General features: G+C 72.0%; 27 protein-coding genes and 1 tRNA gene. 8 read left to right on the top strand and 20 right to left on the bottom strand.

From position 1 onward, the window contains the following. Positions 1 to 4: 4 nt before the first annotated feature. Positions 5 to 940 (top strand): cysteine synthase A, encoded by a 936-nt coding sequence (gene cysK / locus ACQ3I4_RS04640; RefSeq protein ID WP_329860756.1) that lies wholly within the window; start codon positions 5 to 7, stop codon positions 938 to 940. 61 nt (positions 941 to 1,001) lie between these two features. Further along, positions 1,002 to 1,586, top strand: coding sequence for a serine O-acetyltransferase EpsC (gene epsC, locus ACQ3I4_RS04635; RefSeq protein WP_329860757.1), 585 nt, complete (start codon positions 1,002 to 1,004; stop codon positions 1,584 to 1,586). 141 nt (positions 1,587 to 1,727) lie between these two features. Here epsC and gndA read toward each other — a convergent pair whose 3' ends face one another. The 4 genes from gndA to ACQ3I4_RS04615 form a co-directional block, all read right to left on the bottom strand. Then, positions 1,728 to 3,164, bottom strand: a complete 1,437-nt coding sequence (gndA, locus tag ACQ3I4_RS04630; protein ID WP_329860758.1) for an NADP-dependent phosphogluconate dehydrogenase — start codon at positions 3,162 to 3,164, stop codon at positions 1,728 to 1,730. A gap of 184 nt (positions 3,165 to 3,348) precedes the next feature. Continuing rightward, a tRNA-Val gene (locus tag ACQ3I4_RS04625) sits at positions 3,349 to 3,421 on the bottom strand. A 57-nt stretch (positions 3,422 to 3,478) separates the two neighbouring features. Continuing rightward, entirely contained in the window at positions 3,479 to 3,952 is a 474-nt protein-coding gene (locus ACQ3I4_RS04620; protein WP_430632946.1) for a redoxin domain-containing protein, read from the bottom strand. Position 3,953: 1 nt separating this feature from the next. Beyond that, entirely contained in the window at positions 3,954 to 4,370 is a 417-nt protein-coding gene (locus ACQ3I4_RS04615) for a DUF3052 domain-containing protein (protein WP_329860761.1), read from the bottom strand. Positions 4,371 to 4,689: 319 nt separating this feature from the next. Here ACQ3I4_RS04615 and aceE point away from each other — a divergent pair, with 319 nt between their 5' ends. The 6 genes from aceE to fabF all read left to right on the top strand — a co-directional run bounded on the left by aceE (position 4,690) and on the right by fabF (position 12,584). After that, on the top strand, positions 4,690 to 7,431 hold the full coding sequence (gene aceE, locus ACQ3I4_RS04610) for a pyruvate dehydrogenase (acetyl-transferring), homodimeric type (protein ID WP_430632945.1): 2,742 nt from the start codon (positions 4,690 to 4,692) through the stop codon (positions 7,429 to 7,431). 174 nt (positions 7,432 to 7,605) lie between these two features. Further along, positions 7,606 to 8,814, top strand: coding sequence for a PucR family transcriptional regulator (locus ACQ3I4_RS04605; RefSeq protein ID WP_430632944.1), 1,209 nt, complete (start codon positions 7,606 to 7,608; stop codon positions 8,812 to 8,814). Between the two features lie 77 nt (positions 8,815 to 8,891). Continuing rightward, entirely contained in the window at positions 8,892 to 9,842 is a 951-nt protein-coding gene (locus tag ACQ3I4_RS04600) for an ACP S-malonyltransferase (protein ID WP_430632943.1), read from the top strand. Continuing rightward, the gene (locus ACQ3I4_RS04595) at positions 9,839 to 10,894 is read left to right on the top strand and encodes a beta-ketoacyl-ACP synthase III (protein ID WP_329860768.1); all 1,056 of its coding nucleotides are present in this window, start codon (positions 9,839 to 9,841) and stop codon (positions 10,892 to 10,894) included. The genes ACQ3I4_RS04600 and ACQ3I4_RS04595 overlap by 4 nt, the downstream gene beginning before the upstream one ends. Before the next feature lie 86 nt (positions 10,895 to 10,980). Then, positions 10,981 to 11,226 carry an acyl carrier protein gene (locus ACQ3I4_RS04590; protein ID WP_329860770.1) on the top strand — a complete coding sequence of 82 codons (246 nt, stop codon included), beginning with the start codon at positions 10,981 to 10,983 and terminating at the stop codon, positions 11,224 to 11,226. Positions 11,227 to 11,345: 119 nt separating this feature from the next. Next, positions 11,346 to 12,584, top strand: coding sequence for a beta-ketoacyl-ACP synthase II (gene fabF, locus ACQ3I4_RS04585; protein WP_430632942.1), 1,239 nt, complete (start codon positions 11,346 to 11,348; stop codon positions 12,582 to 12,584). A 168-nt stretch (positions 12,585 to 12,752) separates the two neighbouring features. Here fabF and ACQ3I4_RS04580 read toward each other — a convergent pair whose 3' ends face one another. From ACQ3I4_RS04580 to ACQ3I4_RS04505, 16 genes are all read right to left on the bottom strand, one after another. Further along, positions 12,753 to 13,256, bottom strand: a complete 504-nt coding sequence (locus ACQ3I4_RS04580; protein ID WP_329860773.1) for a DUF3145 domain-containing protein — start codon at positions 13,254 to 13,256, stop codon at positions 12,753 to 12,755. A gap of 143 nt (positions 13,257 to 13,399) precedes the next feature. Next, on the bottom strand, positions 13,400 to 14,362 hold the full coding sequence (locus tag ACQ3I4_RS04575; RefSeq protein WP_430632941.1) for a tyrosine recombinase XerC: 963 nt from the start codon (positions 14,360 to 14,362) through the stop codon (positions 13,400 to 13,402). A 155-nt stretch (positions 14,363 to 14,517) separates the two neighbouring features. Further along, positions 14,518 to 15,747 carry a DNA-processing protein DprA gene (gene dprA / locus ACQ3I4_RS04570; RefSeq protein WP_430632940.1) on the bottom strand — a complete coding sequence of 410 codons (1,230 nt, stop codon included), beginning with the start codon at positions 15,745 to 15,747 and terminating at the stop codon, positions 14,518 to 14,520. After that, positions 15,744 to 17,294, bottom strand: coding sequence for a YifB family Mg chelatase-like AAA ATPase (locus ACQ3I4_RS04565; RefSeq protein WP_430632939.1), 1,551 nt, complete (start codon positions 17,292 to 17,294; stop codon positions 15,744 to 15,746). Before ACQ3I4_RS04565 ends, dprA begins: the two co-directional genes overlap by 4 nt. Next, on the bottom strand, positions 17,291 to 17,650 hold the full coding sequence (locus ACQ3I4_RS04560; protein WP_430632938.1) for a YraN family protein: 360 nt from the start codon (positions 17,648 to 17,650) through the stop codon (positions 17,291 to 17,293). Before ACQ3I4_RS04560 ends, ACQ3I4_RS04565 begins: the two co-directional genes overlap by 4 nt. 98 nt (positions 17,651 to 17,748) lie before the next feature. Next, positions 17,749 to 18,072 (bottom strand): DUF2469 domain-containing protein, encoded by a 324-nt coding sequence (locus tag ACQ3I4_RS04555; protein WP_329860779.1) that lies wholly within the window; start codon positions 18,070 to 18,072, stop codon positions 17,749 to 17,751. 21 nt (positions 18,073 to 18,093) lie between these two features. Next, a complete protein-coding gene (locus ACQ3I4_RS04550; protein ID WP_430632937.1) occupies positions 18,094 to 18,768 on the bottom strand; it encodes a ribonuclease HII in 675 nt (224 codons plus the stop codon). Further along, positions 18,765 to 19,505 (bottom strand): signal peptidase I, encoded by a 741-nt coding sequence (gene lepB, locus ACQ3I4_RS04545; RefSeq protein ID WP_430632936.1) that lies wholly within the window; start codon positions 19,503 to 19,505, stop codon positions 18,765 to 18,767. The genes ACQ3I4_RS04550 and lepB (ACQ3I4_RS04545) overlap by 4 nt, the downstream gene beginning before the upstream one ends. Continuing rightward, the gene (gene lepB, locus ACQ3I4_RS04540; RefSeq protein ID WP_329860783.1) at positions 19,502 to 20,086 is read right to left on the bottom strand and encodes a signal peptidase I; all 585 of its coding nucleotides are present in this window, start codon (positions 20,084 to 20,086) and stop codon (positions 19,502 to 19,504) included. The genes lepB (ACQ3I4_RS04545) and lepB (ACQ3I4_RS04540) overlap by 4 nt, the downstream gene beginning before the upstream one ends. Before the next feature lie 124 nt (positions 20,087 to 20,210). Next, positions 20,211 to 20,573 (bottom strand): 50S ribosomal protein L19, encoded by a 363-nt coding sequence (gene rplS / locus ACQ3I4_RS04535; RefSeq protein WP_329860784.1) that lies wholly within the window; start codon positions 20,571 to 20,573, stop codon positions 20,211 to 20,213. Between the two features lie 231 nt (positions 20,574 to 20,804). Beyond that, positions 20,805 to 21,611: a tRNA (guanosine(37)-N1)-methyltransferase TrmD gene (gene trmD / locus ACQ3I4_RS04530; RefSeq protein ID WP_430632935.1), complete on the bottom strand. Its 807-nt coding sequence runs from the start codon at positions 21,609 to 21,611 to the stop codon at positions 20,805 to 20,807. A gap of 2 nt (positions 21,612 to 21,613) precedes the next feature. Next, positions 21,614 to 22,144: a ribosome maturation factor RimM gene (rimM, locus tag ACQ3I4_RS04525; protein WP_329860787.1), complete on the bottom strand. Its 531-nt coding sequence runs from the start codon at positions 22,142 to 22,144 to the stop codon at positions 21,614 to 21,616. A 127-nt stretch (positions 22,145 to 22,271) separates the two neighbouring features. Then, positions 22,272 to 22,514 (bottom strand): RNA-binding protein, encoded by a 243-nt coding sequence (locus tag ACQ3I4_RS04520; protein ID WP_329860788.1) that lies wholly within the window; start codon positions 22,512 to 22,514, stop codon positions 22,272 to 22,274. A 2-nt stretch (positions 22,515 to 22,516) separates the two neighbouring features. Continuing rightward, positions 22,517 to 22,930: a 30S ribosomal protein S16 gene (gene rpsP, locus ACQ3I4_RS04515; RefSeq protein WP_430632934.1), complete on the bottom strand. Its 414-nt coding sequence runs from the start codon at positions 22,928 to 22,930 to the stop codon at positions 22,517 to 22,519. 186 nt (positions 22,931 to 23,116) lie between these two features. Continuing rightward, positions 23,117 to 24,022: a VOC family protein gene (locus tag ACQ3I4_RS04510; RefSeq protein WP_430632933.1), complete on the bottom strand. Its 906-nt coding sequence runs from the start codon at positions 24,020 to 24,022 to the stop codon at positions 23,117 to 23,119. Positions 24,023 to 24,117: 95 nt separating this feature from the next. Continuing rightward, a complete protein-coding gene (locus tag ACQ3I4_RS04505; RefSeq protein ID WP_329860792.1) occupies positions 24,118 to 24,714 on the bottom strand; it encodes a hypothetical protein in 597 nt (198 codons plus the stop codon). Positions 24,715 to 24,716 lie beyond the last annotated feature (2 nt).

Below are 24,716 nucleotides of genomic sequence, written 5' to 3'. Positions count from 1 at the left end.
ATCCATGGGCAAGATCTACAACAACGTCACCGAACTGGTGGGACGCACGCCGCTCGTGCGCCTGAACCGCCTCGCCGAGGGCCTGCCCGGCCAGGTCGCCGTCAAGCTCGAGTTCTACAATCCGGCCAACTCGGTCAAGGACCGCATCGGCGTGGCCATCGTCGACGCCGCCGAGGCCGCCGGCGCCCTCAAGCCCGGCGGGACGATCGTCGAGGGGACCTCGGGCAACACCGGGATCGCCCTGGCACTCGTCGGCGCGGCCCGCGGCTACCGCGTGATCCTGACCATGCCGGAGACCATGTCCACCGAGCGCCGCGTCATGCTGCGCGCCTTCGGCGCCGAGATCGTGCTGACGCCGGGCTCGGAGGGCATGCGCGGCGCCGTGGAGAAGGCCAAGGAGATCGTGGCCTCGACCGAGAACTCCATCTGGGCGCAGCAGTTCGCCAACGACGCCAACCCGAAGATCCACCGCGCGACGACCGGCCAGGAGGTCTGGGACGACACCGACGGCGCCGTCGACGTGTTCGTCTCCGGCATCGGCACCGGCGGCACCATCACCGGCGCGGGGGCCCTGCTCAAGGAGCTCAAGCCGTCCGTGCAGGTCGTCGCGGTCGAGCCCAAGGACTCCCCCATCCTCAACGGCGGCACCCCCGGCCCGCACAAGATCCAGGGCCTCGGGGCCAACTTCATCCCGGAGATCCTGGACACCGGGGTCTACGACGAGGTCATCGACGCCTCGATCGAGGACGCCGTGGCGACCGCCCGGGCCCTCGGGACCCAGGAGGGCATCCTCGGCGGCATCTCCTCCGGAGCGGCCGTGTGGGCCGCCCTGCAGGTCGCCGCCCGCCCGGAGAATGCCGGTAAGCTCATCGTGGCCGTCGTCCCCGATTTCGGCGAACGCTACATCTCCACGCTCCTCTACGACGACATCCGCGGCTAGTCCCCCTCCCGGCCGCCGCGGGGGGACCCGCGGCGGCCACCACAACCAGCAAAGGCACGGTGTGAGCTTCTTCTCCCGACTCAAGGAAGACCTCGAGGGCGCCCGGGCGCACGACCCGGCGGCACGGGGGAACACCGAGAACCTCCTGGCCTACTCGGGCCTGCATGCCATCTGGATCCACCGCCTGACGCACCGCTTGTGGCAGAACGAGTCGCTGCGGCTGCCCGCGCGCCTGATCTCGCAGCTGGGCCGGTTCCTGACGGGGATCGAGATCCATCCGGGGGCGACGATCGGGCGCCGCTTCTTCATCGACCACGGCATGGGCGTCGTCATCGGCGAGACCGCGGAGATCGGCAACGACGTGATGATCTACCATGGGGTCACGCTCGGCGGCCGCTCGCTGGCCAAGGTCAAGCGGCACCCGACGATCGGAGACCGCGTGGTGATCGGGGCCGGCGCCAAGGTGCTGGGTCCCATCGTGATCGGGGCCGACTCCGCGATCGGGGCCAACGCCGTCGTCGTCAAGGACGCGCCCCAGGACAGCATCATCACCGGCATCCCGGCCAGCAACCGGCCCCGGCGCCCGGAGGAGCACAAGCCGGCCGTCGATCCGGCGGAGTACATCGACCCCGCGATGTGGATCTGACCCCCTCCGTCGCCTCGGCGCACGCCCGTCCAGGGCACGCCTGAGCCCGGGCGCAGGACAACGCAGGACGACGGCGGAACCCCGGTTCCGCCGTCGTCCTGCGTTGTGCCGTGGGCGGGGCGTGCGCCCCGCGCCCGGTCCCTAGTGGGTGTCGACCGCGGACACCTCGGAGCGATCCCCGCTCCAGAGCGTGTGGAAGGTCCCCTCGGCGTCGACGCGGCCGTAGGTGTGGGCGCCGAAGAGGTCGCGCAGCCCCTGGGTCAGGGCGGCCGGCAGGCGGTCGCGGCGCAGGCCGTCGTAGTAGGCCAGCGAGGAGGCGAACACGGGCACGGGGATGCCCAGGCGCACCGCGGCGGAGACAACGCGGCGCCAGGCCGGGACGGCGGCCGCGATGGCCTCGCTGAAGGCCGGTGCCAGCAGCAGGTTCTCGGGGCGCTCGCCGCCGGCGTAGGCCCGCGTGATCTCCTTCAGGAGCTCGGCCCGGATGATGCAACCGCCGCGCCACAGGGAGGCGATCTCGTCCAGCTTGAGCTCCCAGCCGTAGTTGTCGGCGGCCGAGGTCAGCATGTCCAGGCCCTGCGCGTAGCTGACGAGCTTGGACGCGTACAGCGCCTGGCGCACGTCCTCGACGAAGCCGTCGCCGAGCTCGGCCTCGAGCTCGGCCCCGGCGAGCACGCCGTTGGCCGCGGCGCGCTGGGCACGCTGGGAGGACAGGCCGCGGGCGAAGACCGACTCGGCGATCGCGGAGACGGGCGAGCCGAGCTCGAGCGCGGAGACGACCGTCCAGCGGCCCGTCCCCTTCTGCCCGGCGGAGTCGACGATGACGTCGACGAGCGGCTTGCCCGTCTTGGCGTCGACGTGGCCGAGCACCTCGGCGGTGATCTCGATGAGGAAGGACGCGAGCTCGCCACGGTTCCACTCCTCGAAGATCGCGGCCTGCTCGGCCGGTTCGATCCCGGCGGCGGAGCGCAGGAGGTCGTAGGCCTCGCCGATGACCTGCATGTCGGCGTACTCGATCCCGTTGTGGACCATCTTGACGAAGTGGCCGGCGCCGTCGGTGCCGATCCATGCGCAGCACGGCTCGGAATCGACCTTGGCGGAGATCTTCTCGAGCATCGGGCCGAGGGCCGCGTAGGAGTCCTTGGAGCCGCCGGGCATGATCGAGGGGCCCAGGAGCGCCCCCTCCTCGCCGCCGGAGACGCCGATGCCCACGAAGTGCAGGCCCTTCTCGGCGAGGGCGGCCTCGCGGCGGCGCGTGTCCTCGTAGTGGGAGTTGCCGGCGTCGATGACGATGTCGCCCTCCTCGAGGAGCGGCACGAGCTGTTCAATGACGGAGTCGACCGGCGCACCCGCCTTGACCATGATGAGGACCCGGCGCGGCACTTCGAGGGCGTCCACGAGCTCCTGCAGGGACTCGGTGCGGACAAACTCGCCCTCGGAGCCGTGGGCCGCGAGGAGCGCGTCGGTCTTCTCCACCGAGCGGTTATGCAGGGCCACCGTGTAGCCGTTGCGGGCGAAGTTGCGGGCGAGGTTCGCGCCCATGACGGCAAGGCCGGTGACGCCGATCTGTGCTGGCATGCTGGAATGTCCTCCAAGGAAAGCGGTGTGGGGTGCCTCGGTCTCGGCCCCCGCACCAGCCTAGTTGGCGGGGTGCGAGCCAGACCACTCTTTGCCCAAATAAGTACTACCTTTGAGGATCCCGGTCCCGGGGAAACGGCAAGGCGTCCGCCCCCTGGGTTCCGGGGAACGGACGCCTGATGCGTGGGCCCTACCGGGATCGAACCGATGACATCCACGGTGTAAACGTGGCGCTCTACCAGCTGAGCTAAAGGCCCTTGCGGTGCACGAGCCTACCGTGGGCGCTCCCGGCCGGCCAAACGCGGGGGCGCGGCTCAGGCGCGCCGGAGCGCCCGGGCCGCGCTTCGATAGCGTTCGACGGGGCGCTGGGCGTCCGGGGCGCTGCCGAAGCGGTCGGCGATGCGCCCGCCCGAGAGCAGGAAGGTCTCGCGCAGCGCGCGTCCATGCTCCGGGTCGAAGCAGCCAAAGGCCGTGGCCGCCGCGCCGTGCGGCCAGAAGTCGGAGAGCAGCCCAAAGCCGAGGCCCTCGTCCGCGGCGTAGGCGCGCAGGGCGTACTTGTGGTCCACGGACACGCCATAGACCCCGATCCCCTGCTCCTCCAGTTCCGGGCGCAGCGCCTCCAGGGCCCCGAGCTCCGAGGTGCACACGCGCGAGAACGCGAACGGGTAGAAGACGAGGAACGCGTCCTCGTCCGCGAAGCGCCCGGAATCGACGGGCGCGCCAAACTGGTCCACGAGCGAGAAGCGCGGGACGGCGCTTCCGACGCCGGGGCCCGCCAGGGCGGGCACGCTAGTTCTTGCGCCGCGGCACGAGCCGCGACGCCGACCAGTCCTGGGAGACGCCCTCGCTGCTCGTGACGTGGAGCCCCGCGGTCGGGGCGCTTTCCTGGATCTCCACCGGCTTGACGTGGCCGTCCCGTCCCGCCTTGGGAGTCAGCAGCCAGACCACTCCGCCCTCGTCGAGGTTGGTCAGCGAGTCCATGAGGGCATCGACGAGGTCGCCGTCGCCGTCGCGCCACCACAGGACGATCCCGTCGACGACGTCGTGGTCCTCCTCGCTCAGGAGCTCCGCACCCGTCAGGTCCTCCAGCGCCTCGCGCAGTTCGAAATCGACGTCGTCGTCATAGCCGAGCTCCTGCAGCAGGTCGCCGTCCTTGAAGCCCATCTTGCCCACGGCCGCGCTGTGTGCGGCTCCGGCCTCGCTCACGTTTGTCCTCCTCGGGGTGGTTGCCGTCACCCCAAGCCAACACCTTTTGTCCCCGTCCATCAAGCGGACCCCGTCCGACACGCTTCCGGGAGCCCCCGGGGCCCGCCCCGGCGTCGTACTCGGCCCCGCAAACGCACCGGCTACGCATCAGGTGCCGCGGCGCACTAGAGTGGCTGGAAAGGTGCCCAACGGCCAACCCGCCGCCGGAGCACCACCACAACCGGCGGCCAGACCGCCGCGGTGGGCCGAGCCGGGCCGTCCACGACGCCCGTCCCCGCCGGAATCCCCACGCTGTACCCGTAACAAGGAGAAGTTGGACGTGGCTGAAGACGATCACATTTCCCACATCCGCAGCGGCTTGACCAGCCAGCTGCCGGACCGCGATCCGGAGGAAACCGCCGAATGGCTGGAGTCGTTCGACGATCTTGTTGAGACCCAGGGCACGGAGCGCGCGCAGTTCATCGTCCGCTCGCTGCTCCAGCGCGCGGGCGCCAAGAGCGTCGGCGTCCCGATGGTCACCACGACCGACTACGTCAATACGATTCCGGTGGATCAGGAGCCGGAGTTCCCGGGGAACGAGGAGATCGAGCGCCGTTACCGGGCGTGGATGCGGTGGAACGCGGCGGTGATGGTGCACCGCGGCCAGCATCCCTCGATCGGGGTCGGTGGGCATATCTCGACCTACGCGGGCGCGGCGACGCTGTACGAGGTGGGTTTCAACCACTTCTTCCGCGGCAAGGACCACCCCGGCGGCGGGGACCAGGTCTTCTTCCAGGGCCACGCCTCCCCGGGGATGTATTCCCGCGCGTTCATGGAGGGCCGGCTGTCCGAGGAGGACCTCGACGGCTTCCGGCAGGAGAAGTCCAAGGAGGGCCACGCGCTGCCCTCCTACCCGCACCCGCGGAACATGCCCGGGTTCTGGGAGTTCCCGACCGTGTCGATGGGCATCGGCCCGGCGAACGCGATCTACCAGGCGCAGACCAACCGCTACCTGCACAACCGCGGGATCAAGGACACCTCGGAGCAGCACGTGTGGGCGTTCCTCGGCGACGGGGAGATGGACGAGCCCGAGAGCCGCGGCTTCCTCCAGCTGGCCGCGAACGAGCAGCTGGATAACCTGACCTTCGTCATCAACTGCAACCTGCAGCGCCTGGACGGGCCGGTGCGCGGTAATGGGAAGATCATGCAGGAGCTCGAGGCGTTCTTCCGCGGCGCGGGCTGGAACGTCATCAAGGTCGTCTGGGGCCGCGAGTGGGACGAGCTGCTGGACCGCGACGAGCACGGGGCGCTGGTGGACATCATGAACCAGACCCCGGACGGGGACTACCAGACCTACAAGGCCGAGTCCGGCGGCTTCGTGCGCGAGCACTTCTTCGGCAAGTCCCCCGAGACCAAGGACATGGTCGCCGACTACAGCGACGAGCAGATCTGGAACCTCAAGCGCGGCGGCCACGACTACCACAAGGTCTATGCCGCCTACCGCGCCGCGACCGAGTTCAAGGGCAAGCCCACGGTGATCCTGGCCAAGACGGTCAAGGGCTACGGCCTGGGCCCGCACTTCGAGGCCCGCAACGCCACGCACCAGATGAAGAAGCTGACCCTGGAGGACCTCAAGGCCTTCCGCGACCACCTGCGCATCCCGATCTCCGACGAGGAGCTCGAGAAGGACCCCTACCTGCCCCCGTACTACCACCCGGGCTTCGAGGCCCCCGAGGTGAAGTACCTGCTCGAGCGCCGCGCCGCGCTCGGCGGGGCCGTGCCCGAGCGGCGCGTGAAGGACCGGGAGCTCGCCCTGCCCGGGGACAAGGCCTACGAGATCGCCAAGCGCGGCTCCGGCAAGCAGCAGGCCGCGACCACGATGGCGTTCGTGCGCCTGCTCAAGGACCTGATGCGGGACAAGGAGTTCGGGAAGCGGATCGTGCCGATCGTCCCGGACGAGGCCCGCACCTTCGGCATGGACTCCTTCTTTCCGACCGCGAAGATCTACAACCCCAAGGGGCAGAACTACCTCTCCGTGGACCGGGACCTGGTCCTGGCCTACAAGGAGTCCCCCGCCGGGCAGATCCTGCACCCGGGCATCAACGAGGCCGGCGCCGTCGCGGCGATGACCGCGACCGGGACCTCCTACGCCACCCACGGCGAGCCGCTGATCCCGATCTACGTGTTCTACTCGATGTTCGGCTTCCAGCGCACCGGGGACTCCTTCTGGGCCGCGGCGGACCAGATGGCCCGCGGCTTCATCATCGGCGCGACCGCCGGCCGGACCACGCTCACCGGCGAGGGCCTGCAGCACGCCGACGGGCACTCCCCCCTGCTGGCCTCGACCAACCCGGCCGTGATCACCTACGACCCGGCCTACGGCTACGAGATCGGGCACATCATGCGCGCCGGCCTCGAGCGCATGTACGGCGGGAACCACCCGGACCCCAACGTCATGTACTACCTTACGGTCTACAACGAGCCGATCATCCAACCGGCCGAGCCGCAGGAACTGGACGTCGACGGGCTGCTCGGAGGCATCTACCTGGCCGCTCCGGCCAAGGTCGACGGTCCCCGGACCCAGCTGCTCGCCTCCGGCGTCTCCGTGCCGTGGGCCGTCGAGGCCCAGCAGATCCTCGCCGACGAGTGGGGCGTCTCCGCCGACGTCTGGTCCGTCACCAGCTGGACCGAACTACGCCGCGACGGCCTCGCCGCCGAGGAGGAGGCGTTCCTCAACCCCGGCTCCGAGGCCCGCGTCCCGTTCGTCACCCAGCAGCTCGCCGGCGCGACCGGCCCGATCGTGGCCGTGTCCGACTACATGAAGGCCGTCCCGGACCAGATCCGCCAGTTCGTCCCGAACGAGTTCGCGACCCTCGGCGCCGACGGCTTCGGCTTCTCCGACACCCGCGCCGCCGCACGCCGCTTCTTCAAGATCGATGCCCACAGCATCGTGGTCCGGGCCCTGGAGATGCTCGGACGCCGCGGCGAGGTCCCCGCCGAGGCCGCCGCCCAGGCCTTCGAGAAGTACCGCCTGGCCGACGTCAACGCCGGGACCTCCGGCACCGTGGGAGGCGACGCGTAGGCGACGCCACCACCGCGAGGGCCCCGGGAGCGCAGGCTCCCGGGGCCCTCGCGCGTCCCGGCCGCGACGCACAGCGCCGACCGCCGGCCGGGACCTGGGCGTGGCCCCGGCGTCGTCCTTTTGTACGGTTCACACAAAATGGTGCCGTGCGCCACGCCTGCGTATCCTCGAAGCATGACTGAAGAGCGCCCGGCCCAGCCGGCCCGCATCCGGCCCGTGCGGCAGACCCAGGCGAGCCCCGAGACGCTCGCCCGGCTCAAGTCACATTTGGGCGTCTTGTCCACGGTCGCGCTCAAACACCTCGACCAATCGCTGCCCTGGTACCGGGGGCTGCGGCCCGAGGAGCGCGCGGCCCTCGGACTCGTGGCCCAGAAGGGCATCGCCTCCTTCGTCTCCTGGTACGAACGGCCCACATCGCCCCAATGGGTCCTCACCGATGTCTTCGGCGCCGCGCCGACCGAGCTCACGCGCTCCATCTCCCTGCAGAAGGCGCTCCAGCTGATCCGCACGATCGTCGAGGTCGTCGAGAACCAAGTCCCCGACCTCGCGCCGGAAGCGGACCAGGTGCAGTTGCGCGAGGCCGTGCTGCGCTACTCCCGCGAGGTCGCCTTCGCCGCCGCCGACGTCTACGCGCGGGCCGCCGAGTCCCGCGGCGCATGGGACAGCCGGCTCGAGGCCCTCGTCGTCGACGCCGTCCTGCGCGGCGAGGGCGCAGACGCCCTGCGCTCCCGCATCGCCGCCGTCGGCTGGACCTCGCAGAGCGGGATCCACGTCATGGTCGGCAGCGCGCCGGACGCTGCCTCCCCGGGGTTCGTCGGCGAGCTGCGCCGCGCGGGCCTGCGCCACGCACAGGACTGCCTCGTCGGGATCCAGGGCGAACGGCTCATCCTGATGCTCGGCGGCGTCGCCGAGGACCGGGACGGCTTCGGGCGGCTCGCCGAGTACTTCGGCCCGGGGCCGGTGGTCTACGGCCCCCGGGCGGGCAGCCTCAAGGAGGCGGCCGGGTCCGCCCACGCGGCGTTCGCCGGCCTGGCCGCGGCCGGCGCGTGGCTCCTCGCGCCGCGCCCCGTCTCGGCCGACGACCTGTGGCCGGAACGGGTCATGAACGGTGACGCCGCGGCGCGGACCTCGCTTGCCGAGGCGATCTTCGAGCCCCTCGTCGCCGCGGGGAACGGCCTCGTCGAGACGCTCACGAGCTACCTGGCGCTCGGCCATTCCCTCGAGGGAACGGCGCGGGAGCTGTTCGTCCATGCGAACACCGTGCGCTACCGGCTCAAGCGCGTCTGCGACATCACGGGGTGGGATCCGCTCATCCCCCGCGAGGCCTTCGTCCTCCAGACCGCCCTCGTCGTGGGGCGGCTCGAGCGCGCGAAGGCCTTGTAGGATACCTACAAGGCGTTCCGACGAGCTTGGTGCGCCACGACACCCGTTCACGCCCACATCTTTGGAAAGCTGGAACAGTGCTAGCAATCGTGTGCCCCGGCCAGGGATCCCAGACGCCGGGCTTCCTGTCCCCATGGCTCGAGCTCCCCGGCGTCGCCGACCACCTCGCCTCCCTCTCGGAGATCGCCGGGCGCGACCTCGCCGCCCACGGCACGGTCTCCGACGAGGAGACGATCAAGGACACCGCCGTCGCGCAGCCGCTCATCGTCGCCGCCGGCCTCGTGTCCGCACGCGCCCTGTTTGCCGGCGGGGCCCTGCCGGCCGGGACCGTCCTCGCCGGGCACTCCGTCGGCGAGATCACCGCGAGCGCCCTGTCCGGCGCCCTGGGCGAGGCCGACGCCGTGACGTTCGTCCGCGAACGCGCCAACGCGATGGCCGGGGCCGCCGCCGCGACGCCCACCGGCATGACCGCCGTCCTCGGCGGCGATCCGGACGAGGTCGCCGCGGCGATCTCCGCCGCCGGGCTGACCGCCGCCAACGCCAACGGCGCGGGCCAGACGGTCGCCGCCGGGACCCTCGAGCAGCTCGCCGCCTTCGCCGTCGAGCCCCCGTCCAAGGCCCGCGTCATCCCGCTGAAGGTCGCCGGCGCGTTCCACACCCACCACATGTCCCCGGCCGTCGACGTGCTGCGGGAGCTCGCCCCCCGGCTCGCCCCCGCGGATCCGGCCACGACGCTCCTGAGCAACTACGACGGCGCACCCGTCACCGACGGCGCGGCCAACCTCGACAGCCTCGTCGCCCAGGTCTCCCGCCCCGTGCGCTGGGACCTCTGCATGGAACGGCTCGCCGCCCTCGGCGTGACGGGCCTGCTCGAGCTCCCGCCCGCCGGCACGCTCACGGGCCTGGCCCGCCGCGGCCTCAAGGGCGTGGCCACCCTCGCGCTGAAGTCCCCCGAGGACCTCGACGCCGCCCGCGCCTTCGTGGCCGAGCATTCCGCGACCACCGATGGAGAGGACTCCCCCGCATGAGCCCCACCCTGGCCCAGAAACCGCTCCGCGAGCACACCCGCATCCACGGCGTCGGCGCGTTCCGCCCGGACGTGATCGTCACCAACGACGACGTCTGCCAGTGGATCGACTCCTCCGACGAGTGGATCCGCCAGCGCACGGGGATCGTCACGCGCCACCGCGCCGGCGCCGAGACCTCGCTGCTGGACATGGCGGAGGGTGCCGCCCGGGACGCCCTCGCGGCAGCGGGCATCGAGGCGTCACAGCTCGGCGCCGTGATCGTGAGCACCGTGACGTTCCCCTACGCCACGCCGTCGGCCGCCTCCGCCCTCGCCGAGCGGCTCGGCGCCACGCCGGCCCCCGCGTTCGACATCTCCGCCGCGTGCGCCGGGTACTGCTACGGGATCGCCCAGGGCGACGCCCTCGTGAAATCCGGCTCCGCCGAGTACGTCCTCGTCGTCGGCGCCGAGAAGCTCTCCGACTTCATCGACCGGCACGAGCGCACCATCTCCTTCCTCCTCGGCGACGGCGCCGGCGCGGTCGTCATCGGCCCGGCCGACGCCCCCGGGATCGGTCCCTCCATCTGGGGCTCCGACGGCGGAAAGTGGGACGCGATCGGCATGACGCACTCGCTCGTCGACCTGCGCGACGTCGTCGTCGAGGCCGAAGAGGAGCTCGACGGTTCGTTCCCCGTCGGGACGTCCGAGGCCAAGCTGTGGCCGACGCTGCGCCAGGACGGGCAGACCGTGTTCCGCTGGGCCGTGTGGGAAATGGCCAAGGTCGCCAAGCGCGCCCTCGAGGAGGCCGGCATCCAGGCCTCGGATCTCGCCGCGTTCCTGCCGCACCAGGCCAACATCCGGATCATCGACGAGATGGTCAAGCAGCTCAAGCTGCCCGAGGACGTCGTCGTCGCCCGCGACATCGTCGACTCGGGGAACACGTCCGCCGCCTCCATTCCGCTCGCCATGCACCGCCTGCTCCAGGAGCAGCCGGAACTCTCCGGCGGACTCGCCCTGCAGATCGGCTTCGGCGCGGGCCTGGTCTTCGGCGCGCAGGTCATCGTCCTGCCCTAGGCTGGACGCGGACACCACAGATCCCCGTCGCCCGCGCGGCGGAACACACGTCGGGACAGCCCCGGCACAAGAGAAAGGGAGCCACCATGGCTAGCAACGAAGAAATCCTGGCCGGCCTGGCCGAGATCGTCAACGAAGAGACCGGCCTTGCCACCGAGGCGGTCGAGCTGGACAAGTCCTTCACCGACGACCTCGACATCGACTCCATCTCGATGATGACGATCGTCGTCAACGCCGAGGAGAAGTTCGACGTCAAGATCCCCGACGAGGAAGTCAAGAACCTCAAGACCGTCGGCGACGCCGTCAACTTCATCGCCTCCGCCCAGGCCTAGCCTGCGGTAGGCGACGGCGGCGGGACTCTCCGCCGTCGGACGGGCGGTCCCCCGCACCCCGGCGGGCCGCCCGTCGCAGCATCCCCGATCGACCCTCCATCAGGACAGAGAGAAGACCCATGGCACGCAAAGTAGTCATCACCGGGCTCGGCGCGACCACGCCGATCGGCGGGGATGTCCCGACCCTCTGGGCGAACGCGCTCAAGGGCGTCTCCGGGGCCCGGACCCTCGAGGATCCCTGGGTCGAGGAATTCCAGCTGCCCGTCCACTTTGCGGCCCGGGCCTCGACCCCCGCCTCCGAGGTGCTCAGCCGCGTCGAGATGAAGCGCATGGACCCCTCGACGCAGTTCGCCGTCGTCGCCGCGCGCGAGGCCTGGCGGGACTCGGGCATCGAGGAGATCGACCACGACCGCTTCGCCGTGGCGTTCGCGACCGGCATCGGCGGCGTCTGGACCCTCCTCGACGCGTGGGACACGCTCAAGGAGAAGGGGCCCCGCCGCGTCCTGCCGATGACCGTTCCGATGCTGATGCCGAACGGTCCCGCCGCCGCCGTCAGCCTCGACCTCGGCGCGCGTGCCGGCGCCCACACGCCCGTCTCGGCCTGCGCTTCCGGCACCGAGGCGATGGACGTGGGCCTCAAGCTCATCCGCGAGGGCAAGGCGGACGTGGTCATGGTCGGCGGCGCCGAGGCCGCCATCCACCCGATGCCGCTCGCCTCCTTCGCCGCCATGCAGGCGCTCTCCAAGCGCAACGACGATCCCGAGCACGCCTCGCGCCCGTACGACATCGACCGCGACGGCTTCGTCATGGGCGAAGGCGCGGGTGCCCTGGTCCTCGAGGCGGAGGAACACGCGCTGGCCCGCGGAGCCAGGATCTACGCCGAGCTCGCCGGGACCTCCGTGACCGCCGACGCCTACCACATCACCGCCCCGGACCCCGAGGGTCTGGGCGCGACGCGCGCGCTGAAGGCCGCGATGTTCGACGGCCGGATCCAGCCCGAGGACGTCGTCCACGTCAACGCGCACGCGACGTCGACCCCCGTCGGAGACAAGCCGGAGTACACCGCGCTGAAGGCCGCCCTCGGGAACCGCGTCGACGATGTCGCCGTCTCGGCCACGAAGTCGCAGATGGGGCACCTCCTCGGCGCCTCGGGCGCCGTCGAGTCGGTCCTGACGGTCCTGGCGGTCCACGAGCGCCGGGCCCCGGTGACGATCAACCTGGAGAACCAGGACCCCGACATCCCGCTCGACGTCGTCACGGGAACCCCGCGGGAGCTTCCGGCGGGCCAGGTCGTCGCCCTGAACAACTCTTTCGGCTTCGGAGGGCACAACGCCGTCGTGGCGATCCGGAGCGTCTAGGCAGCGCACCTCGTGCGAAGGGCCGGGAGCGGAACCCGAGGGTTCCGCGCCCGGCCCTTCCCTGTTGCTGTTGCCGTTGCCGCAGCCGCAACCGTCCGTGGTATCCCGGGGCACGGCTGCGCCCGCCGGCTGGAGGTCCGGCGGGCGCTCGTCGGGATTCGGAGGGCCCTAGCCGACCTGGTGCAGCCAGCGGACGGGAGCCCCGTCGGTGGCGTGGCGGAACGGCTCGAGCTCCTCGTCCCACGCCTCGCCGAGCGCCAGGGAGAGCTCCTGGTAGACGGCGGCGGGATCGCCCGAGCCCTGTTCATAGGCGTAGCGGATGCGGTCCTCGCCGACCATGATGTTGCCGGCGCTGTCCGTCGTGGCGTGGAAGATCCCGAGCTCGGGAGTATGGGACCAGCGGCTGCCGTCGGCTCCGGGGCTCGGTTCCTCCGTCACCTCGTAGCGGAGGTGGGCCCAGCCGCGCAGGGCGGAGGCCAGCTGCGCGCCGATTCCCTGCGGTCCCGCCCAGGCGATCTCGGAGCGGTACATTCCGGGCGCGGCGGACTGCGGCGACCACTTCAGATCGGTCCGCTCGTCGACGACGGAACCGATCGCCCACTCGATATGCGGGCACAGTGCAGAAGGGGCCGAGTGTATGAACAAGGTGCCCCGCGTCGTTGGTACAGACATGCCATCCTCCAGTTGCCGTTGGTACGTCTTCCCCTACGACCAAGCGGATCCTGTGGAACAGCGGTGTCACTAGGGATCATTGTGCACGATTACGGCGCCGCGCGCCACCGGCCGCACCGGAAGGCCACGGTGCGGCCTTCCGCTCAGGCGCGGGGGTGCGCCTGCTGGTAGCTCTGGCGCAGCCTGTCCACCGAGACGTGCGTGTAGAGCTGGGTCGTGTTCAGGGAGCTGTGGCCGAGGAGCTCCTGGACGGCGCGCAGGTCCGCCCCGCCGTCCAGCAGGTGCGTGGCGGCGGTGTGGCGCAGGGCGTGGGGGCCGGAGGCGGCGGTGTCGCCGAGGCGGGCCAGTGCCCGGGCGACGGCGTCGCGGGCCTGGCGCTGGCCCAAGCGGCCGCCGCGGAGCCCCAGGAAGAGCGCCCGCCCGCTCCGGTCGTTCGCGAGCACGGGCCGTCCGCGCCGCAGCCAGTCCGAGACGGCGTCGAGGGCGGGAACGCCGAAGGGCACGGTCCGCTCCTTGTCCCCCTTGCCGATGACGCGCACGGCGCGGCGGTCGTGGTCGACGTCGTCGAGGTCGATCCCCACGAGCTCGCCGACGCGCAGGCCGGTGGCGTAGAGGAGCTCGAGCAGGGCGCGGTCGCGGTCGTGCCGGGCGGTCGCCGTGGCGTCGTCGTCCTCCAGCGCATCCGCGGACTGCTCGAGGAGGCGGTCCACTTGGGGACGCTGGAGCACGTGGGGCAGGACGCGTTCGGCCCGGGGTGCGAGGAGCCGCGCGGCGGCGTTGGACTCGACGATGCCCTCCCGGCGGGCCCAGGCCAGGAAGGTCCTGACGGCGGCCGTGCGGCGGGCCAGCGTGGATCGTGCGAGGCCGGACTCGCGCTGCTCACCGAGCCACCAGCGCAGGAATCCCAGGTCGAAGTCCTCCCAGCGTGCGATGCCCTGCGTGGAGGCGGACGCGATGAGTGACCGGACGTCGCCGATGTAGGCGCGGACGGTATGCGCGCTCCGGCCCCGTTCCAGCCGCAGGTGCCGTTCGAAGCCGTCGAGGGCGGCCACGAGGGCGGGCGCGGCGGTGGGCCGCTCCCCCGGATTCGACTGCGTGGCGTCCATTCCCCCAGCTTGCCCGGAGGCGACGCGCATCCCAAGGCTCCACGCCGCATGGCACCCTGCCACCGTTCCACACGGCCTCCGGCCCTCGCACCCTGTGGTCCCCTGCGCCGGCCCGCGCCGTCCGCTGCCGCCCCTCGGGACCGGCCGCTATGAGCCTACCCATGCGCGGGCCGCACGCGCTGCCAGCCGCCCTCCGTCCGCCGTGCCAGGCCGCGCGCCTCGAGGCGCGACAGCCCGCCGAGGACCGCTCCGATGCCGAGCCCCGCCACCGCGGTGAGCTTGTCGGGGCTTGCGCCGCTGCGGACGGGGAGGGCATCGAGCAGCAGGAGGTCCTGGATGTCGAGGCCGTCGTGCGGGCGGCGGGCTTGCGCGTCGCGGGCGTCCTCCGCCGCCCGGGCGGGAGCGGAGAGCGCGCCGCCGGCCTGCCCCAGGAGTTCGAGGGCCTCCGCGGCGTCGGTGACCGCGACGGCCGCGCCCTCGCGCAGCAGGCGGTGGCATCCGGCGGAGTTGCTCGAGAACACCGAACCCGGAACGGCCCCGACCTCGCGGCCGATCTCGGCGGCCCGCCGCGCGGTCGTCAGGGCGCCGGAGCGCCATCGCGCCTCGACGACGATCGTGGCCCCGCACAGCGCGGCGATGATCCGGTTCCGCTGGAGGAAGCGCCAGCGGTTCGGATTCGCGCCGGGTGCGACCTCGGCGAGCAGCACGCCGTCCCCGGCGACCGCGCGCAGGAGTTCCTCGTTGCCGGCCGGATAGAAGCGGTCCAGCCCGCCCGCCATCACGGCGATCGTCGGCGGGGATGCGGTCCCCGCCGGCGCCGAGAGGGCCGCCGCGTGGGCGCGCGCGTCGATGCCGAACGCCCCGCCGGAGACGACGGTGACGCCGGCCGAGACCACCTGGGCGCTCAGCTGCGCGGTCACCTGGCGGCCGTAGTCGGTGGCGTCCCGGCTTCCCACCACGGCCATCAACCGGGAGGCCTCCGCGATGCGGCGCGGCAATTCCCGGCCCCTCCACCACAGGCCCAACGGGGCGGCCGGGCCGAGGTCGTCGAGCTGCCGTGGCCATGCCTCGTCCTCGGGAACGAGCAGCCCTCCGCCGAGCCGGGCCATGGTGGCGAGGTCCCGTTCGGGCCGCGCGTCGGCGGCCCGGGGCCGCCACCGCTCCAGGCCCCGGTCGAGGCGCAGCTCCTGGCGCGGGGAGCCGTCCAGGAGCTCTGCGACGGCCTGCTGAAGCGCCGCGGGGGCCTGTCCCGTGTGTCCCGTGATGAGGCGGTAGGCATCGACGGGGCCGGCGGCCCTCACCAGCGCGTTCCCGGTGGCGTCGTTGGGCTCGAACAAGCGGGCCAGTCCGGCACGGGCCGTCCTGATGCGTTCGATCTCGTTCATGCCGCCTCCCCGGTGGCCTGCCGCAAGTGCAGGGCGATCTCCACGTCCTCGGTCCCGGGACGTCCTGCGCCCCGGAGGTCGGCGACGGTCCAGGCGATGCGCAGCACGCGCCCGTGTCCGCGTGCCGTCAGCCGCCCCTCGTCCATGAGCCGCCCGAGCGACGCGGCGGCGCCGCGCTCGGGGGCCAGCTCTCCGGCGAGTTCCCGGCGGCCCAGCTCCGCGTTCCGGTTGAGGCCGAACCCGGCCAGGCGCTCCCGCTGGAGCCTCCGCGCCTCAGCGACCCTCCCGGCCACGGTGGACGAGTCCTCTCCGCTGCCGCCGGCCAGGTCGAGCGAGGTCACCCGCGGGACCTGCACCTGGAGGTCGATCCGGTCCAGGAGCGGCCCGGAGAGCCTCCCGAAGTACCGTCGGCGCTGCTGGGTGGAGCACGTGCAGAGCAGTCCCTTGCCCACCGACATCCCGCAGGGGCAGGGATTGGCCGCGAGGACGAGCTGAAAGCGGGCGGGATAGCTCGCCGAGCCGGCGGCCCGGTGCAGGGTCAGCCGCCCCGATTCGAGGGGCTGGCGGAGGGCGTCGAGGACCTTGACGGAGAACTCGGGGGCCTCGTCGAGGAACAGGACTCCGCGGTGCGCCCTCGAGGCGGCCCCGGGGCGCGGCAGTCCCGATCCGCCGCCAATGAGGGACGCCATCGTGGCGCTGTGGTGCGGGCTCTCGAACGGGGGCCGGCGGATGAGCCGCTCGAGCGGCCCGGCGCCCCCGGCAAGGGAGTGCACGGCCGTTGTCTCGAGGGCCTCGGCGTCATCGAGCTCCGGCAGGATCCCGGGAAGCCGCTCGGCGAGCATCGTCTTCCCGGCCCCGGGCGGACCCACCATCATCAAGTGGTGTCCCCCGGCCGCCGCGACCTCGAGGGCGAAGCGCGCCTCGTGCTGGCCGGAGAGATCGGCCAGGTCAGGCGGCTTGACCGGCCCGTCGCTCCCAGGATCCGGTGCGGCCGGCGCCGGATTGGCCGGCGGGGCATGGTGCCGCACGAGGCGTGCCGGATCGGCACCGAGCGCGTGGAGCACCTCGCTCAGGTGCGCGTAGCCGTGCACCGTGGCGCCCGAGACGAGTTCGGCCTCGGCCCGGTTCCCCGCGGCGACGACGACGTCGCTCCGGCCGGCGGCCACGGCCGCCATGACGGCGGGCAGCACGCCCTGGACGGGCCGCAGGCAGCCGTCCAGGCCGAGCTCGGCGAGGAAGACGGCGTCGCGCGGCGGCCGCACCTCGCCGGCGGCCGCGAGGGCCGCGACGACGATGGCGAGGTCGAAGCCCGAGCCGCGCTTGGGCAGCGACGCGGGCACGAGGTTCACGGTGATGCGGCGTGGGCTGAGTTCGATTCCGCTGTTGCGGGCGGCTGAGCGGATCCGGTCCTTGGACTCCGCCAGCGACGCGTCGGGCAGGCCGAGCAGGATGAAGGCGGGCAGTCCGCCGCCGATATCGGCCTCGACGTCCACGATGGAGCCGTTCAGCCCCACGAGCGAGACGGCGGAGGCCCTGCCCAGGCTCATGGCGCCACCGCCCGGTAGTAGTCGATCCGGTGCCGTCCATCCGGCTCGACGAGGACCGCCGCGACGTCGACGCGGCCCGCGTCGGAGCGCATCCCGTGCTCTCGGCACCATTGCCGCACCAGGACGTGCAGCCTCCTCAGCTTGTCGCCGCGCACGGCCTCCGCAGGGTGCCCGTAGCCGATGCCGGTCCGCGTCTTCACCTCGACTCCCGCGACCACCGTCCCGTCGAGGACGACGAGGTCCAGTTCCCCGGCCCGGCACCGCCAGTTGCGGTCCAGGACGGTGCATCCCAGGTCGGCGAGGTAGCGGGCGACGAGTTCCTCGCCGCGGGCCCCGAGCCGTTGATTGTGTGCCATGTTCCACCTCCGCGACCAGTCTCGGGCACGGGAAAGGGCCCCGGACGCGTGTCCGGGGCCCTTGTGGATGGGCGGCCGCCTGGCGGCCCTGTGGAGGCCTAGCCGAGGCCCGCGCCCTTGGGAATCGTCAGGTCCTCGGACTTGCTCAGTTCCTCCACGTTGACGTCCTTGAAGGTGATGATGCGGACGTTCTTCACGAACCGCGCGGTGCGGTAGACGTCCCACACCCAGGCGTCCTGCAGCTTGACGTCGAAGTAGATCTCGCCGTCGGCGGACTTCGGCACCAGGTCGACGTGGTTGGCCAGGTAGAAGCGCCGCTCCGTTTCGACGACGTAGCTGAACAGGTTCACCACGTCGCGGTACTCGCGGTAGAGCTGCAGCTCCATGTCGGTTTCGTAGTTCTCGAGATCTTCAGCGCTCATCGTTCCTCCTGTTGGCCTCCTCTATTGTGCCTGATCCGGCAGTCCGAGCCGCCAGCTGCGGCGGTGGTACCGGCTCGGCCCCCCGGCCAGGATCGCGGCGCGGTGGGCGGCCGTGCCGTAGCCCTTGTTCCGGGCCCATCCGAAGGCGGGCTCGCCGACGTCGTACCCGTCCATCAGCCCGTCGCGCTCGACCTTGGCCAGGACCGAGGCGGCGGCGACGGAGAGGCACTGCAGGTCCGCCTTGACCCGCAAGGCGACGGGCGGCACGTCGCCGGCCCCGGCACCGTCGTCGAACAGGTCCCCCTGCCCGCCCCCGGCGAGCCAGTCCAGGTTGCCGTCCAGGAGGACGACGTCGGGGCGTACCCGGGCCGCGGACAGCGCCCTGCGCCCTGCGAGGCCGAGGGCGGGAACCAGGCCGAGCTCGTCGATCTCCGCGGCGCTCGCGTGCCCGACGCCGTACGCGGCGGCCCAGGCACGGATCGCCGGGACGAGCTCCTCCCGGGCCGCGGGCCGCAGGAGCTTGCTGTCCCGGACGCCCTCGAGCACGGGAGACGTCCACGGGTCGACGACGACGATCCCGACGCTCACGGGGCCGGCCAGCGCGCCGCGGCCGACCTCGTCGCACCCGGCGACGTAGCGGAGCCCGCCGGTGGCGAGCGATCGTTCGACGTCGAGCGTGGGCGCGGCCGCGCTCATTCTTCCGCGTCGCCCGCGGGCCGGGACTCAGCCGAGGGGACGCCGCCGAAGACCTCGTGGTGGTCGTCGACGGTTCCGAGCCGGCTCAGCGGCCAGGCGATGACGGTGGCCTTGCCCTCCACCTGGTCGACCGCGACGAATCCACCCTCGGCGTCCTGGTGGTAGCGGGAATCGGCGGAGGCGTTCCGGTGGTCCCCGAGGAGCCACAGGCGCCCTTCGGGCACGGTCACGGAGAACGGCTGGTCCGAGGGGGCGGCGCCCGGCCACACGTAGGGCTCGTCGACGGCCGTGCCGTTGACGGTGATTCGGCCGTCGGCGTCGCAGCACTCCACGACGTCGCCGGGGAGCCCGATGATCCGCTTCACGAGGTGCTGGTCGGCCGTGTCGGGGAGCAGGCCGAGGAAGACCAGGGCCTCGCCGAGGGGGTTGGCCTGCGGCTGGGGCGCCTCGCCGAGCCAGCCGAGGTCGTCGCGGAACACGACGACGTCTCCCCGGTTGAGCTCGAACGGACCGGGCACCATGAGGTTGACGAAGATCCTGTCGTTGACCTCGAGGGTCGGCTCCATGGAACCCGAGGGGATGTAGAAGGCGCGGAAGAAAAACGTCTTGATGACGAACGAGAGCACGAGCGCGATGCCGACGACGATGAGGATCTCCCTCAACCATCCCCACGCGCCGTCGCGGGCACGCCCGCCCGGCCCGGAGTCGTCGGGGGCGGATGCGGCTTCTGCGTTCACTCGGTCTCTTCTCTCTGCAGCGGTGCGGCGCGCTCGAGCGGCCAGACGATCCTCTCGACCCGGCCGATCACGCGCTCCAGCGGCACCATGCCCCCGCCCGGCGCGCCGAGCAGGGACCGGGAATCGGCAGACGCCGAACGGTGGTCCCCCATGACCCAGATGCGCCCTTCGGGCACCGCGACGTCGAAGGCCGTCAGGCTCGGCGCGTCGCCGGGCTGGAGGTAGGGCTCGTCGAGCGGCTGGCCGTTGAGGCGGATCCTGCCGTCGTCTGAACAACAGCTTAGGGTGTCGCCGCCGACCGCGATGACACGCTTGACGAACACCGTGTCGTCGCCGGCCAGCCGCAGGGCCTTGGCCACGGTCTGCGTGGCGTTGTCCCGGCTGTAGGCGAGCAGCGAGCCGCGGCCGTCGAAGACGACGACGTCGCCGCGCCCGATCCGGTCCGCAGCCGTGCGGTCCACGAGCAGGCCGTCTCCCGGGGCGAGCGTGGGCTCCATGGAGCGGCTCTCGATGTAGTAGAAGTCCACAAGCGTGGCGCGGACCATGACGGCGACGAGGGCGGCGGCCAGGAGCACCGGCACGACAAAGCGCCAGTCCCGGAATCGGGACCGGCGCTTCGGGGGGCCCGGCGGCGTGCCGCCGGGGCCGGGTGTGTCGATCACAGGTCGAAGCGGGGCCGGCGGACCGGCCCTGGATTCGTCGTGGCTACTTGGCAGCCGGTCCGAAGTCGCGCTTCTCCTTGATGCGGGCGGCCTTGCCGTGGCGGTCGCGCATGTAGTACAGCTTGGCGCGGCGCACGTCGCCCTTGGTGACGACCTCGATCTTGTCGATGATCGGGGAGTGCACCGGGAAGGTGCGCTCCACGCCCACGCCGAAGGAGACCTTGCGGACGGTGAAGGTCTCGCCGACGCCCGAGCCCTGGCGGCCCAGGACGTAGCCCTGGAACACCTGGATACGGGAGTTCTTGCCTTCGACGATGTTCACGTGCACCTTGAGGGTGTCGCCGGGGCGGAACGCGGGAACGTCGCTGCGCAGCGAGGCCGCGTTCAGGGAATCGAGGATATGCATGTCTGCTACTCCTGGGTGGACGCCGCAGGTCCTCCACCGTCGACGCGGCCGGACGTGGGCGCCACGGCGGAGCGTGGTGCCGGCCGTCGCGGCCGAAGCGGTTGAACTGGTTCCGGACGGAAGCGCCGGTCCAGCGGCCCGACTGTTGACCGGCTCCCCCTGCGGCAGGAGGCGGTCCAGTAGGCGCAAGGCACCATTATTCCACAGCCGGGCGGACCGCCCAAACGGCCCCTACCCCGCGGTGTCCCCGGCGTCGGGGCGGCGCACGACGCGGCCGTCGTCGATCATGAACCCGGCGTGCCAGAGGGCGTCGCGGTCGTGCCGGTTCAGCCCCGCGGGATCGATGGCGAGGACCAGGTCGGGGCGCCGAACCGCGGTCCGGGCCAGTTGCTCGTTGCGCCGGAAGCGCGCGATCTTCCCGTGGTTTCCGCCCAGCAGCACCTCGGGCACGGCCCGGCCCTCCCAGACCGGCGGCTTGGTGTAGACGGGGTATTCGAGCAGCCCGTCGGAGTGCGACTCCTCGACGAGCGACTCGGGATTGCCGACGACGCCGGGCACGAGCCGGCCGACGGCCTCGACCATGGCGAGCACGGCCACCTCCCCCCCGTTGAGCACGTAGTCGCCGAGGCTGACCGGACGGACCTCGAAGCGCTCGGCGGCCCACTCGAGGACGCGCTCATCGATGCCCTCGTAGCGGCCGCAGGCGAACACGAGGTGCCCGCGCGTGGACAGCTCCTGCGCCATGGCCTGGTTGAAGACGGCGCCGGCCGGCGAGGGGACGATCAGCAGGGGACGTTCGGCGGCGTCCGGGGCGTCGGCGATCGCGGACAGCGCCTCGCCCCAGGGCCCGGGCTTCATGACCATGCCGGCGCCGCCGCCGTAGGGCGTGTCGTCGACGGTCCGGTGGCGGTCGTGGGCGAAGGCGCGCAGGTCGTGGACGTCCAGCCGGAGCAGCCCGTCGCGCCGCGCCTTGCCGATCAGGGACAGCCCGAGGGCGTCGAGGTACTCGGGAAAGATGCTGACGACGTCGATGCGCACGCTCAGCGCTCCGTCGCCTCGTCGCCGCGGTTCAGTTCCAGGAGGCCCGGCGGCGGGGTCAGGACGACGAAGCCGGCCTCGACGTCGACCTCGGGCACGATCGCCTCGACGAAGGGGACGAGGACGTCCTCACCGTCGCCGAGGTCGAGCACGAGGAGGTCCTGGACCGTCATGGTGCGCAGCCCGGCCACCTTGCCGACGGCGCGGCCGTCGACGCGGACCTCGAGTCCCACGAGCTCGTGCTCGTACCACGCCTCGGGATCGTCGTCCGCCTCGTCGTCGCTCTCGACGAAGAGCTTGGCGCCGCGCAACGCCTCGGCGGCATTGCGGTCGAGGACCTCCTCGAAGGCGATCAGGAGGATGTCCTTGTTCCAGCGGGCGCCCTCGACGGTCAGGGTGGCCGGCGACGCCGGCTCCACCTCGAGGACGGCGCCGGGGACGAAGCGCTCGGCGGGCGAATCGGTCATGACCTGGACGGTGACTTCGCCCCGGATGCCGTGGGGCTTGCCGATGCGTGCGACCTGGAGGCGCATGGTCTCTCCTTCGTGGTGGGTTCGCGGATCATCCTAGCGGCGCCGCGTGGCGGAGTGCGTTTAACGACGTTGGTCCCACGCCGGGCGGCGTGGGACCAACGGGGGCGGGCGGGCCGCCCGGTGCCGGCTAGCGGCGGCGGTCGGTGTCGACGACGTCGACGCGGACCGGTTCGCCCTCGGAGAGGGCCGCCACGACGGTGCGCAGCGATCTGGCCGTGCGGCCCTGGCGGCCGATCACGCGGCCGAGGTCGTCCGGGTGGACCCGGACTTCCAGGATGTCCCCGCGGCGGTTGCCCTTCAGCGCGACGGCGACGTCCTCCGGGGAGTCGACGATGCCGCGCACCAGGTGCTCCAGGGCCTCGGCCAGCATGGCTACTCGGCCTCGGCGGCCTCGGCCTCTGCGGCCGGGGCTTCCTCGGTCTTGTCGGCCTTCTTGGTGATGGCCTCGGGGAGGATGACCGAGCCCTTCTCGGGGGCCGTGAAGGCCTCCTTCGGGGCCTTGGTCTTCAAGGTGCCTTCCTGGCCCTCGATGCCCTTGAACTTCTGCCAGTCGCCGGTGATCTTGAGGATCGCGGAGACCTGCTCGGTCGGCTGGGCGCCGACGGACAGCCAGTACTGGGCCCGCTCGGAGTTGACCTCGATGAACGAGGGCTCCTCGGTCGGGTGGTACTTGCCGATCTCCTCGATGGCACGTCCGTCGCGCTTGGCGCGGGAGTCCATGATGACGATGCGGTAGTACGGGGCGCGCATCTTGCCGAAGCGCTTGAGTCGAATCTTAACGGCCACTGTTGTGGTCACTCCTGGTTCTCAACAAAGGGCGAACCCTGTTTTCCGCACCCGTGGGGCGGGCCGTACTTCGGGGTTCAAGGGGACAGGATGCGCGCGCGGAGAGAGGGGCCGCGCCGATCGAGTACCCAGCCATTATGGCAGATGGCCGGGCGGCGCGCGAACCGCGGCGCGCCGCGGCGGGGATCAGCCGACCGCGACGCGGAGCCGGTTGCGCCAGGGGTCGTCGAAGACGAGCTCGGCGCCGGTGTGGTGGTGCCGGATCCCGGCGGAGGACAGCCGCTCGGCCAGCGCCCCGACGTCGTCCGCTCCCGGCAGCTGGATGAGGACCTCGCCGAGGCCGAGCGTGTCCTTGCGCGGGCCCGCGCCGCGGCTGTTCCAGACGTTCATGGCCATGTGGTGGTGGTAGCCGCCGGCGGAGACGAACAGGGCCTGCCCGTGGAAGGAGGCCGTCTTCTCGAACCCCAGCGCATCGACGTAGAAGCGCTCGGCCGTCGCCGTGTCGCCGACCTGCAGGTGGACGTGCCCGACCGCGGCAGCAGCGTCGGCCTGCCGCGAGACGGCCTCCTCGTCGAGGTGCTCGCGCAGGAATCCATTGGGGTCGAGGTAGAGGGTGTCCATCCGGACGCCGCTCCCCTCGCGGATCCACTCCTCGCGGGGCCGGTCCCAGTAGAGCTCGATCCCGTTGCCTTCGGGATCGTTGAAGTAGAACGCCTCCGAGACGAGGTGGTCCGAGCTGCCGGTGAAGAGGCTGCCATCGAAGCGGGCGGCGCTCAGCACCGTCGACGCGAGGTCCGCCTGCGTCTCGAACAGCAAGGCGGTGTGGAACAGCCCGGCCTCGCCGCGCCCGGGCAGTTCCAGCCCCGTTCCCGGCTCCAGCCGGACGAGAGGCTCCCGGCCTCGGCCCAGGACCGTGGCGGCGGCGTCCTCGGAGAGGACCTGCAGTCCGAGCCCCCGGCCGTAGTAGTCGGTCATGCCGTCCCGGTCCGCCACCTTGAGCGTGACCGCGCCCATCCCCAGCCCGTCGGGGAGCCGCTCCCCGGAGGCGCCGATCCGCGCACCGCCGTCCGCCGTCATCGTCTGCTCGGTCATCGCCGTCCTGCCTTCCCGGGTGCCACCCGCTCTGTGATGACACCATCATCGCAGATTTCACTTGAAGCTTCAAGCAAAGCGCGCCATGGGGTGCATCACGTCCGGACGGTGGCCCGTCGACGAAGCCCGGGCACCGGAGCCCCTGCCGGCAGCTCGGGCATGAGGCTCCGCGCCGGCGCGCCGTTCCCCGGCGCCTCCCGGGGCGTCACGTCGCGGCCGTCCTCGAGCTCGGCGACCCCGCCGAGCTCGAGCGCGTCCAGCGCCGCGAGGATGCGCGTGACCTCGGGCCGCGGGACGGAAGGCGACAGCGCGTCCGGTGCCAGGAAGCGGACGTCGAGGCGTCCCCCGTCCGCGGTGAAGCCGTCGACGTCGGTCAGCCAGGTCCCGGCGTCGTACACCAGGTGCTCGGCACCTCCCGCCTCCGAAGCAGGTCCACCGATGAACTCGTGGACGAGCAGCCGTCCGGGCTCCGGCTCGAGCGCGAGCCGCGACAGGACCCGACCCGCCGTGCCCCGCGGAGTCGCGCCGGAACGCACGGGCGATGCGGGCAGGATCCAGGGAACCCCGGCATCGGTGCCGACGGCACGGACGACGAGCACGGCGCCGTCGGCGCGCCGGAGCAGGACCGCGGCGTGGGCCCGGTGCCTCCACCGGGAGCCGAGGAAGGAGTCCAGTCCCTGAAGCTGCGCCACGG

It is taken from the genome of Zafaria sp. Z1313 (assembly GCF_050563205.1).
Taxonomy (GTDB): Bacteria; Actinomycetota; Actinomycetes; order Actinomycetales; family Micrococcaceae; genus JAZDCJ01.
Note: the sequence above shows the minus strand (reverse complement) of the source record. Positions and strands in the feature narration are given on the sequence as shown.